Genomic DNA, 10,534 nt, shown 5'->3' on the forward strand with positions numbered 1-10,534 from the left:
ATCAGTGTGGAGGAGCTGTCATGCGACTGTTGATCGAAATCGCCGCCGCGACCTTCCTCGTCGTCTGCATCACCGCCTCCAGCGCGGCCTTCGCCGCGAGCAAGATGGGACGCAGCGCCGACGGCCTCAGCTGCGGCTTTGCCGTCCCGCAAAATGCCTCCCCCGCCGCCCGCTGCGTCGCCATCAAGCGCCAATGCGGCGGCAAGTTTTACGCGAATGCGTGCGGGGACAGGTTGGTGTCGGCGGCGAATTGAGGGGGGTGGACGGCGCTGTCGATGCAGCGTTGCTTGAGCGCCAGCTCTCACCACATCGTCGTCCTGGCGAAAGCCAGGACCCAGTACCCCGACTGTCAAACGAGTCCCGACCGGTCATTCCAATCGGGATTGTCCTTCTCGATCAGTTTGATCTTCCAGTCGCGCTTCCAGAACTTCAGCCGCTTCTCGCGCGCGATCGCTTCCTGCGGCGTCGCGAACGCTTCGACGTGAACGAGGCGGAAGATCTTGTACTTCTGCACGAACTTGGAGCCACGGCCGGAGCGGTGCAGCTCGAGCCGCGTGCGAAGGTCGTTCGTGACGCCGATATAGATCGTGCCGTGATGGCGACTCGCGAGGATGTGGACGTAGTAGCTGCCTGCGCTCATGTGGCTTCAGCTCGCAAAAGCAACGCCGGCCGGGGTAATGGGTCCTGGCTTTCGCCAGGACGAGACTGTCATTGTGGCCAGCGTCCGGCGCGAGAACAAATTAAGAACAAATTAGTAAGTCTTTGATATATCATTGTGATTCGGCGCGTTGCCGACACAATATCTAGCGTCTGCCAGACTTCGCGAGGACTAGATGTCCACCATTGCTTTCGACCAGTTTGCCCTCACCCGGATCGCCGATTTCGCGCGCTCGCTGTCGCGGCTGCATCAGGCGGCGCGGCGGCAGAGGATCGACGATGACCAGTTCGACCGCGAGTTCAACGCGGTGTGCCAGTCGATCTGGGGCTACACCATCGACGACGTCAGCGACGATCTGTTCTCGACCGAGGATCATCTGTTTCTCGATACGCTGGACGAAGCGCATGCGCGCATCTTCGCGGCCGAGCAGGGTTATGACCTCGTGGGTGAGACCGGCATGCTCACCGACTGGTGGGGATTCTGCTGGATGATCTTGGCCGAGAAGCGTGGCCTGCTCACGGCTGAAAACCGAGCGGCAGCGCGCGCGGCGATCGAGGAGAAATATCTGGCGGCCCCGAACGTGATCGGGGTGATCATCGGGAGGTAGTGCTCCATCCTCCGTCATTGCGGGGAGCGAAGCTACGAAGCAATCAAGAATGCCTCCGCGGAGGGACTCTGGATTGCTTCGCTACGCTCGCAATGACGGCGTGGTTACAGGCGTGCTCGACTAGTCCAATCCTGCCCGCTTCGCCGGCTTCTGCGTCTTCGGCACCGTCACGTCAGGCACCGCCTCGCGCACGGCCTCGGCCGGGGCCGGCGCATCGGCCGGTACCGTTTCCGCGCGTACCGGGGCCACTTTCATCTCGCCGAGGCGGGCGCGGACCTGCGCGGTGAGGCCGGGATAGGAGGCGACCGGGGTGAAGTCGGCAGCCTGGTCGTTGCCGACACGGATGCCGGTATAGGCGACGAGGCCGTCGGAGGTCGCGATGACGTCACCGGCTTTCAGCGAAGAGTCCAGCGCGAGATCGACCGGCGCAAGGCCGACCGGCTCGCGGCCGTTGCAGGTGCAGTCCGACCGCAATGCCTTGCGATAGGCGAACGCGTTCTCGCTGTCGGCGTAGCGCTCGCCGGTCTGGGAATAGGCGCCGTCGATGGAGGAGCCGAAATAGACCTTGGTCGCGGTGGCGGGACAGAATGCCTGACACATCTGCGCGGGCGAGACGAGGCCGCGCATCAGCGGGAAATATTTGCCGTCACAGCTGCGTACGCAGAAGGCAGGTCCCGAGCCGCCGGCCGCGGCCGATCGTGTCGGCGGCACATATTGCGGGGTCGCGGCATTCTGCTGGCCGGTGAAGGGATCGGCGTAGGAGCTCGCCCCCTGCGGCACCTCGCGCTGCGGCCGCTGCTGCTGTTGCATCCCGCCGAAAAAGAAGTCGAACAGGCCCTCCGCCGAAACCGGGGCGGGAGCAGCGAGCAGCGGAGCTGCAAGCATGGCGGCCACAAGCATCGCGCGACGCCGCCGGCGCGCATGGGACATGACTGTACGCAATGCTTACTCCACCCGACGCTACTGAACCGGCTGGGACCATCAGGTCTCAGCACATGATTCACCATAAGGCGCGATGGTAAATGAGCAGTTGCGCAGAGGCGGTTTCAAGACGAGGCGGTGGCCTCTTTAAGGCCGGGCGCAGCTTTGGACGGATGGTTGCTTCCGGGGCACACTGAGGCATGACGGCGAAGGATATTCCGCCGCGTCAAGCCTTCAAGAACTCCGACGCCTTGTACAGCGAGCGGAACGGCAGGCCGGCCGCACCGAAGGTGTCGGTGGCGCCTTCCTCGCGGTCGACCATGGTCAGCACCAGCACGACCTCGGCGCCGGTCTCACGCACGGATTCCACCGCCTTCATCGCCGAGCCGCCGGTCGTGGTGACATCCTCGACGATCACGACGCGCTTGCCCGCCAGCGTCTCGCCCTTGGGCAGGCCCTCGATCGCGAGCTTGGCGCCGTGCTCCTTCGGTTTCTTGCGCACGAAGAACGCCGCGATCGGATGGCCCTTGATCCAGGAGATCTGCGCCAGCGCGCCGGCGAGCGGCACCGCGCCCATTTCGAGGCCACCGATGAAATCGAGCTGGTCGTCCTTCAGCGCTTCGTAGGTCAGCTCGGCCAGCAGCGTCGCGCCCTCGGGGTCGAGCATGGTCGGCTTCAGGTTGAAGTAGAAATCGCTCTTGCGGCCCGACGCGAGCGTCACCTCGCCGCGGCCGAATGAGCGCCGGCGGATGATCTCGAACAGGCGGGCGCGGGAAGCGGATTTCGACACGGCGGTCCCTCGAACAGCATTTTTGGTGGAGGCGGAATTTATCCGCGACGGCTGCGACATTCCAGAGGGGGCAGGCCCCGCAAGACCACCGTCAACAGGCCATCGCCCGCGGCGACCGGACACCCACCATGCCCCACCGCTGGTTGAAAGACCGCGATGTCCTGGGCTAGTGGGATGCCAGACAATGCGGGAAGGAACAGCCACATGACTATCGAGCTCCATACCTGGAATACGCCGAACGGCCGGAAAATCTCGGTCGCGCTGGAGGAAATGGGGCTGTCCTACAAGGTGATCCCGGTGAACATCACCAAGGGCGAACAGATGGCGCCGGAGTTCCTCAAGCTGTCTCCCAACAACAAGATTCCCGCCATCGTTGACCCCGAGGGTCCCGACGGCAAGCCCGTCAGCATCTTCGAGTCCGGTGCGATCCTGCTCTATCTCGGTGAAAAGACCGGCAAATTCCTGCCGAAATCGCTTTCCGCGCGCATCCCGGTCTACGAATGGCTGATGTGGCAGATGGGCGGCTTCGGCCCGATGCCCGGCCAGGTGCACCATTTCATCGCGCTCGAGAACGAGCAGGACCGGACCTATGGCCTGAAGCGCTACATGGCCGAGACCCGCCGGCTCTACGGCGTGCTCGACCGCCAGCTTGAGAGGCGCGACTTCGTTGCCGGCGACCTCTCGGTCGCCGATTTTGCCATTTTGGGCTGGGCCTGGCGTCACCCTCGCCACAAGGTTGATCTGGCCGACTTCCCCAACGTCAAGCGCTGGTACGAGGCCCTGATGGCCCGACCGGGAGTGAAGCGGGGGATGGACGCGAAGCTGGATTGAGGCTTCGCTCTTACCCCTTACCCTCTGTGGGAGAGGGTAGATCGCCGCGAAGCGGCGAGACGGGTGAGGGGTTTCCATCCTCACGCTCCCGCAAGGGGAGAAGCCTCACACCTTCTTCGCTTCCACCGCCATCCGCACCGCGAGCCCGGCCAGCACGGTGCCCATCAGCCAGCGCTGCACCAGCATCCAGCTCGGCCGGCTCGAAAGGAACAATGCGATCGATCCCGCCGCGAGCGCGATCATCGCGTTCACGCTGACGCTGATCGCGATCTGGATTGCTCCCAGCACCACCGACTGCGTCAGCACGCTGCCGGCGGTGGGATCGATGAACTGCGGCAGCAGCGCCAGGTACAGCATCGCGATCTTCGGGTTGAGCAGGTTGGTGACGAAGCCCATCGCGAACAATTTGCGCGGGCTGTCAATGGCGAGCTGCTTCACCTGGAACGGCGAGCGTCCGCCCGGCTTCACCGCCTGCCAGGCGAGCCACAAGAGATAGCCGGCGCCGGCAAAGCGCAGCGCGTCATAGGCGAAGGGAATGGCGAGCAGCAGCGCCGTGATGCCGAATGCCGCGCATAGCATGTAGAACACGAAGCCCAGCGCCACGCCCCCGAGCGAGACGATGCCCGCCGCCGGCCCCTGCGTGATCGAGCGCGAGATCAGATAGATCATGTTCGGCCCGGGCGTAAGCACGAGACCGAGGCAGACGAGGGCGAAGCCGAGCAGGGCGGACGTGTGGGGCATGGGCGAACCGGTGCGGGAGATGCGATGGTTCTAATATGCGCGAGGCGGCGGGGCTATCGCGCAATTGCTCGGAGGACAATTGAGGTTCCAGCGTCGGGACGACACCGGAGATGAGGCGAGACTAATGCGCCTCGTCCCAATTGTTCGCAGCGCGCGCGTCGACGTGCAGCGGCACCGAGAGCAGCACGGCCGGGAACGGCGCGTCCTGCATCACCTTCTGCACGACCGGCAGCGTCGCTTCGACCTCGGCGTCGGGCACCTCGAAGATCAGTTCGTCATGCACCTGGAGCAGCATCTGCGCCGACAGCTTCTTCTCGGCGAGCGCATCCTCCACCCGCGTCATGGCACGGCGGATGATGTCGGCGGCGGTGCCCTGGAGCCGCGCGTTGATTGCCGCACGCTCGTTGAAGGCGCGCACCGAGGCGTTGGAGGCCTTGATGTCGGGGTAATGACACTTGCGGCCGAACAGCGTGGTGACGTAGCCGTGGCTGCGGCAGAAATCACGTGTCTCGTCCATATAGGCGCGGATGCCGGGGAAGCGCTCGAAATATTTCTTGATGTATGCCGACGCCTCTTCGCGCGCGATGCCGAGCTGGTTGGCGAGGCCGAACGCGGAGATGCCGTAGATGATGCCGAAATTGATCGCCTTCGCGCGGCGGCGGATCTCGCTCGGCATGCCCTTGATCCGCACGCCGAACATTTCGGAGGCCGTCATCGCGTGAATGTCGAGCCCGTCGCGGAACGCTTGTTTCAGCACGGGAATGTCGGCGATCTCGGCGAGCAGGCGCAGCTCGATCTGCGAATAGTCCGCCGAGACCAGCTTGTGTCCGGGCATGGCGATGAAGGCGCGGCGGATCTTGCGGCCATCCTCGGTGCGCACCGGAATGTTCTGCAGGTTCGGCTCGTTCGACGACAGCCGGCCCGTGGTGGTCGCGGCCAGTGCGTAGGTCGTGTGCACGCGATGGGTCTGCGGATTGACATAGGTCGGCAGCGCGTCGGTGTAGGTCGATTTCAGTTTTGAAACCTGCCGCCACTCCAAAATCTTCCGCGGAAAATCGTGGCCTTGCTCGGCGAGGTCGTCGAGCACCTGCGCGGTGGTGGACCATGCGCCGGTCTTTGTCTTGGTGCCGCCGGGCAAGCCCATCTTGCCGAACAGGATGTCGCCGATCTGCTTTGGGCTGCCGACATTGACGGGCTCGCCCGCGATCTCCTGGATCTCCGCTTCGACCCGCGCTGCGGTCTGGGCGAAGTCGCCGGAAAGGCGCGACAGCACCTGACGGTCGATCGAGATGCCGCGCCGCTCCATGCGCGCGAGTACCGACACCAGCGGCCGCTCCAGCGTCTCGTAGACCGTAGTCATGTGCTCGGCGACGAGGCGCGGCTTCAGCACGCGCCAGACCCGCAGCGCGATGTCGGCGCCTTCGGCCGAGAGCGGCGCGGCCTTGTCGATGGGCACCTGGTCGAAGGTGATCTTGCCCTTGCCGCTGCCGAGCAGCTCGCTCTCTTTCAGCATGGCGTGGCCGAACCAGCGCTCGGATAGCGATTCCAGCGCATGCGAGCCGCGCCCCGCGTCGAGCACATAGGAGATCAGTTGCGCATCGTCGGTGTTGCGCAAGGTGATGCCGTGCTGCGCCAGCATCACGGCGGTGAACTTGACGTCGAAGCCGATCTTGAGAATGCCTGACGATTCCAGCACCGGCCGCAGCGCTTCGATCGCATCGGTATGCTTGACCTGGTCGGGCGCAAGGCCGGCATCGAACAGGCCGCCGTCGCCGCCGGACTGCTTGTGCGCCAGCGGTACGTAACAGGCCTCGTTCGGCGCCAGCGCCAGCGCGATGCCGCAGAGATCGGCCTGCATCGGATCGATCGAGTTTCCTCGAAGTTCGATCGCGACATGACCCGTGTCATGAATGCGTGCAATGAAGGCGTTGAGTTCCTTCAGTGACTTGATCGCCTGGTACTTGCCGCGGTCGACCGGAAGCTTGCGTAGCGCCTCTTCACGCACTGCTGCGAGCGAGATCGGCGCGCCCTTGGGGCTTGCGGCCTTGTCCTCCTTGTTCGCCGATTTGTTGGGCTCGTTCGGCCGGCCCTGCGGTGTTGCGCCGGTGCCTGGTGCGGGCACGACGTCCGAGGGCGGCAGCGGCGAGAAGACGCTTGCGCCGCTGGCATAGCCGGGATCGGCATCCACGTTGGCGGGATCGATCTGCGAATACTCGGCGACGCGGCGCGTCAGCGTGGTGAACTCCATCGCCTTCAGGAAGGCGATCAGCTTGCGCGCATCCGGCTCGTGGACGGCGAGGTCGTCGAGCGGAACCTCCAGATCGACCTTGTCGTCGAGCAGCACGAGCTGACGCGAGATGCGCGCCTTCTCGGCGTTCTCGAGCAGCGCCTCACGCCGCTTCGGCTGCTTGATCTCGGTGGCGCGGAACAGGAGCTGTTCGAGGTCGCCATATTCGGTGATCAGCTGCGCCGCGGTCTTGATGCCGATTCCGGGCACACCAGGAACGTTGTCGGTGGAATCGCCGGCGAGCGCCTGCACTTCCACCACCTTCTCCGGCGGCACGCCGAATTTCTCGATCACCTCGGGGATGCCGATGCGGCGATCCTTCATGGTGTCGTACATGGTGACGCAATCGGTGACGAGCTGCATCAGGTCCTTGTCGGAGGACACAATGGTTGTGGTGGCACCGCGTTCGCAGGCCTGCCGCACGTAGGTCGCGATCAGATCGTCGGCCTCGAAGCCCACCTGTTCCAGGCAGGGCAGGTCGAAGGCGCGCACCGCCTCGCGGATCAGCGCGAATTGCGGGATCAGATCATCCGGCGCGGGCGGCCGGTGCGCCTTGTACTCGGGATAGATCTTGTTGCGGAAGGTGATCTCCGACTTGTCGAAGATGATCGCCAGATGCGTCGGCCGGTCGTTCTCGGGCATGTCGCGCAGCAGCTTCCACAGCATGTTGCAGAAGCCGAGCACGGCATTGACCTGGAGACCATCGGACTTGCGGTTCAGCGGCGGCAGCGCGTGATAGGCGCGGAAGATGTAGGAGGAACCGTCGACCAGGAACACATGATCGCCCTTGCCGGCCGCCTTGGCGGCGACCGGTTTGGCAGCAGCTGTCGCAGCAGCGGGCTTGGCGTCGGCGGCAGCCTTTGGCGTGGCCTTAGTGTCAGCTTTGGCGGAGGTCTTCGGGGAGGTTTTGGGCATGGCCGCAATGTATGAATTTTTGCGGACTTTGACAGCCTCGGACGGCGAGTTTTTGGGCCGATTCCCACACCTCATCGTCGTCCCGGTGAAGGCCGGCCCCATAACCACTGGGCGCAATTTGACGAAGGTTGGCAGCGATTAGGCCGTGGTATGAAGACCGCGATGCATCGATAGATGACGCGGTATGGGCCCGGGCCTTCGCCGGGACGACAAAGTACTACTCTGCCGCCTGCAGCACCGGCCCCGCCTTCTTCGGCGCGATCCAGAATACATCGGGCCGCTCGAACAGGAAGCGCGCGTTGAGCCGTAGCGCGATCCGCCAGATCACGAGTGCGCCGAGCACGCCGGCGATGGTGACGATCAGCGACACCGTGCCGATATCGGGGATGATGCCGGTGCGCAGCAGCAGGGTCCGTGTCGCCGCCATCGGCAGGAAGAAGGCGAGATAGATCACGATCGAATGTTCGCCGCAGAAGCGGAAGAAGTTCAGCCAATGCGCGCGTGCGAGCAGCGTACCGGCCGTGATGATGGCACAGGCGCCGGCGAAGCCGAGTACGAGCGACACGATCTTCCATTCGCTGGCGCCGTGCGCGACGAGGCCGGCATTGACCAGCGCCCATGCCGCGAGCGCTGCGAGCGCCCATGCCGGATGGCTGCGCGCGCGATCCGACAGCGCGAACACGTAAGGGGCGAACAGATAGCCCGAATAGAAATAGACGAAGCGCGCGCAGAACTCGTCGATCGCGGTCCAGCCGGTCGAGACGCGCGCCGTCTCCAGCGCCGCGGCGATGAGCCAGATTGCAGGCGGCGAGATCCTGCGTGTCAGTTTTGTGACGACGAAGAAGACCGGCAACAGATAGATGAACCAGAGCGTGCCGAACGGCTCGACGAAGGATTCGAGGTACAGCAGGCCGACCTCGCGCCAGCTCGTTTCCGCGGCGAAGGCCGGCGCCTTGAAGCCGAACTGGATTGTCACCCAGACGACATAGAAATAGGCGAAATGCATCACCTTGCGGTCGAGATAGGTTCGCCAGTCGCGGTCGATCACGAGCGGCAGGAACAGGCCCGAAATCAGGAAGAAATCCGGCATCCGGAACGGCTTTGCGAAGGCCACGGCGACATGCATGAAACCGGTCCCGCCCGCGGCGAGCTCGACCCCAAGCACCGAATGCATCATCACGACCATGACAATGCAGATGCCCTTGGCGTAGTCGACCCAGTCGACACGCGCGGCGGCCGGAGCTCTGGAAGGCCCGTGTGCTGCGATTGTGCCGGATGAGGCCATGGTGTTCCTTTTCGGGGCGCGTACCGCCCGGCCCTGTGCGGCCGCGGGGCAGTTTGAACCCTTGCGGTTTCGACTTCTTTACCGTTCAATTCGCGTGCCGGTTTTTGTTCGCAGACGGTTCCCTTCGATCGGGAAAGTGCTAAACCGCCCCGCATTGGGGTTTCGTTAACCAAGCCAAAACAGGGTTTTCATGCGCATCGCGATGATCGGAACGGGCTATGTGGGACTGGTGTCCGGGGCCTGCTTTGCGGATTTCGGTCACGACGTCACCTGCGTCGACAAGGACGAGAAGAAGATCGCGGCCTTGCACCGCGGCGAGATTCCGATCTACGAGCCCGGCCTCGACGAGCTGGTCGCAACCAACGTCAAGGCCAAGCGGCTCGACTTCACCACGGACCTGTCCAAGCCGGTGGCGGACGCCGACGCCGTGTTCATCGCGGTCGGCACGCCCTCGCGCCGCGGTGATGGTCACGCCGATCTGTCCTACGTCTACGCCGCCGCGAAGGAGATCGCGCAGTCGCTGTCCGGCTTCACCGTCGTGGTGACCAAGTCCACCGTGCCGGTCGGCACGGGCGACGAGGTCGAACGCATCATCCGCGAGGCTAACCCTGCGGCCGACGTCGTCGTCGCCTCCAACCCCGAATTCCTGCGCGAGGGCGCGGCGATCCGCGACTTCAAGTTCCCCGACCGCGTTGTCGTCGGCACCTCCGACGAGCGCGGCCGCAAGGTGATGGGCGACATCTATCGCCCGCTGTCGCTGAACCAGGCGCCGCTGATGTTCACCGCGCGCCGCACCGCGGAGATGATCAAATACGCCGCCAACGCCTTCCTGGCGACCAAGATCACCTTCATCAACGAGATCGCCGATCTCTCCGAAAAGGTCGGCGCCAACGTGCAGGAGGTCGCGCGCGGCATCGGCCTCGACAACCGCATCGGCACCAAGTTCCTGCATGCCGGCCCCGGCTTCGGCGGCTCGTGCTTCCCGAAGGACACCAAGGCGCTGATCAAGATCGCGCAGGACTATGACGTGTCCTTGCGCATCGTCGAGTCGGTCCTTGCCGTCAACGAGAACCGCAAGCGCGCGATGGCGCGCAAAGTCAGCCATGCGCTCGGCGGCTCCTTGCGCGGCAAGACCATCGCCGTGCTCGGTCTCACCTTCAAGCCCGACACCGACGACATGCGCGATGCGCCGTCGATCCCGCTGGTCACCGGGCTGATCGACATGGGTGCGAAGGTCAAAGCTTTCGATCCCGTCGGCATGGAGCAGGCGAAGGGTGAGCTGCCCACCATCACCTATTGCGAGGACGCCTATTCCTGCGCGCAAGGCGCCGACGCGCTGGTCATCGTCACCGAATGGGTCCAGTTCCGCGCGCTCGATCTCGACCGGCTCAAGGCAACCATGGCCCAACCGGTCGTCGTCGATCTCCGCAACATCTACCGCCCCGAAGAGATGGCGGCCGCCGGCTTCACCTATGAGAGCGTCGGGCGCTCGTCGCAGG

The 10,534-nt window shown here is 64.4% G+C and carries 10 protein-coding genes; 4 read left to right on the top strand and 6 right to left on the bottom strand.

The genetic code is table 11. The features are described from left to right. Nucleotides 1–20: 20 nt before the first annotated feature. A complete protein-coding gene (locus A5906_RS40810) occupies nucleotides 21–254 on the top strand; it encodes a hypothetical protein (RefSeq protein ID WP_080140681.1) in 234 nt (77 codons plus the stop codon). Nucleotides 255–349: 95 nt separating this feature from the next. Here A5906_RS40810 and A5906_RS40815 read toward each other — a convergent pair whose 3' ends face one another. Next, on the bottom strand, nucleotides 350–640 hold the full coding sequence (locus A5906_RS40815) for a GIY-YIG nuclease family protein (RefSeq protein WP_080140682.1): 291 nt from the start codon (nucleotides 638–640) through the stop codon (nucleotides 350–352). A 193-nt stretch (nucleotides 641–833) separates the two neighbouring features. Here A5906_RS40815 and A5906_RS40820 point away from each other — a divergent pair, with 193 nt between their 5' ends. Beyond that, nucleotides 834–1,265, top strand: a complete 432-nt coding sequence (locus A5906_RS40820) for a hypothetical protein (protein WP_080140683.1) — start codon at nucleotides 834–836, stop codon at nucleotides 1,263–1,265. 120 nt (nucleotides 1,266–1,385) lie between these two features. Here the strand turns inward: A5906_RS40820 and A5906_RS40825 are convergent, their stop codons facing one another. Further along, entirely contained in the window at nucleotides 1,386–2,165 is a 780-nt protein-coding gene (locus tag A5906_RS40825) for a DUF2865 domain-containing protein (RefSeq protein WP_080140712.1), read from the bottom strand. A 247-nt stretch (nucleotides 2,166–2,412) separates the two neighbouring features. Next, complete coding sequence (gene pyrE, locus A5906_RS40830; protein ID WP_018647906.1) at nucleotides 2,413–2,976, bottom strand: orotate phosphoribosyltransferase; 564 nt, start codon at nucleotides 2,974–2,976, stop codon at nucleotides 2,413–2,415. A 204-nt stretch (nucleotides 2,977–3,180) separates the two neighbouring features. Here pyrE and A5906_RS40835 point away from each other — a divergent pair, with 204 nt between their 5' ends. After that, a complete protein-coding gene (locus A5906_RS40835; protein ID WP_080140684.1) occupies nucleotides 3,181–3,807 on the top strand; it encodes a glutathione S-transferase family protein in 627 nt (208 codons plus the stop codon). Nucleotides 3,808–3,912: 105 nt separating this feature from the next. Here A5906_RS40835 and A5906_RS40840 read toward each other — a convergent pair whose 3' ends face one another. The 3 genes from A5906_RS40840 to A5906_RS40850 form a co-directional block, all read right to left on the bottom strand. Further along, a complete protein-coding gene (locus A5906_RS40840) occupies nucleotides 3,913–4,548 on the bottom strand; it encodes a LysE family translocator (protein WP_080140685.1) in 636 nt (211 codons plus the stop codon). Nucleotides 4,549–4,669: 121 nt separating this feature from the next. Further along, complete coding sequence (gene polA / locus A5906_RS40845; protein ID WP_080140686.1) at nucleotides 4,670–7,750, bottom strand: DNA polymerase I; 3,081 nt, start codon at nucleotides 7,748–7,750, stop codon at nucleotides 4,670–4,672. Nucleotides 7,751–7,967: 217 nt separating this feature from the next. Further along, nucleotides 7,968–9,035 carry an acyltransferase family protein gene (locus tag A5906_RS40850; RefSeq protein ID WP_080140687.1) on the bottom strand — a complete coding sequence of 356 codons (1,068 nt, stop codon included), beginning with the start codon at nucleotides 9,033–9,035 and terminating at the stop codon, nucleotides 7,968–7,970. A 190-nt stretch (nucleotides 9,036–9,225) separates the two neighbouring features. On the opposite strand from A5906_RS40850, the gene A5906_RS40855 reads away from it, so the two are divergent. Then, the coding region (locus A5906_RS40855; protein ID WP_080140688.1) for a UDP-glucose dehydrogenase family protein at nucleotides 9,226–10,534 on the top strand (1,309 nt) is incomplete at its 3' end.

The sequence above is a fragment of the Bradyrhizobium sacchari genome (assembly GCF_002068095.1).
Classification (GTDB): domain Bacteria; phylum Pseudomonadota; class Alphaproteobacteria; order Rhizobiales; family Xanthobacteraceae; genus Bradyrhizobium; species Bradyrhizobium sacchari.

Bases quoted from the DNA above. Each gene is read 5' to 3' on its own strand.
- A5906_RS40810 (WP_080140681.1), top strand. From the start codon at position 21: ATGCGACTGTTGATCGAAATCGCCGCCGCGACCTTCCTCGTCGTCTGC.
- A5906_RS40815 (WP_080140682.1), bottom strand. From the start codon at position 640: ATGAGCGCAGGCAGCTACTACGTCCACATCCTCGCGAGTCGCCATCAC.
- A5906_RS40820 (WP_080140683.1), top strand. From the start codon at position 834: ATGTCCACCATTGCTTTCGACCAGTTTGCCCTCACCCGGATCGCCGAT.
- A5906_RS40825 (WP_080140712.1), bottom strand. From the start codon at position 2,165: ATGCTTGTGGCCGCCATGCTTGCAGCTCCGCTGCTCGCTGCTCCCGCC.
- A5906_RS40835 (WP_080140684.1), top strand. From the start codon at position 3,181: ATGACTATCGAGCTCCATACCTGGAATACGCCGAACGGCCGGAAAATC.
- A5906_RS40840 (WP_080140685.1), bottom strand. From the start codon at position 4,548: ATGCCCCACACGTCCGCCCTGCTCGGCTTCGCCCTCGTCTGCCTCGGT.
- polA (WP_080140686.1), bottom strand. From the start codon at position 7,750: ATGCCCAAAACCTCCCCGAAGACCTCCGCCAAAGCTGACACTAAGGCC.
- A5906_RS40850 (WP_080140687.1), bottom strand. From the start codon at position 9,035: ATGGCCTCATCCGGCACAATCGCAGCACACGGGCCTTCCAGAGCTCCG.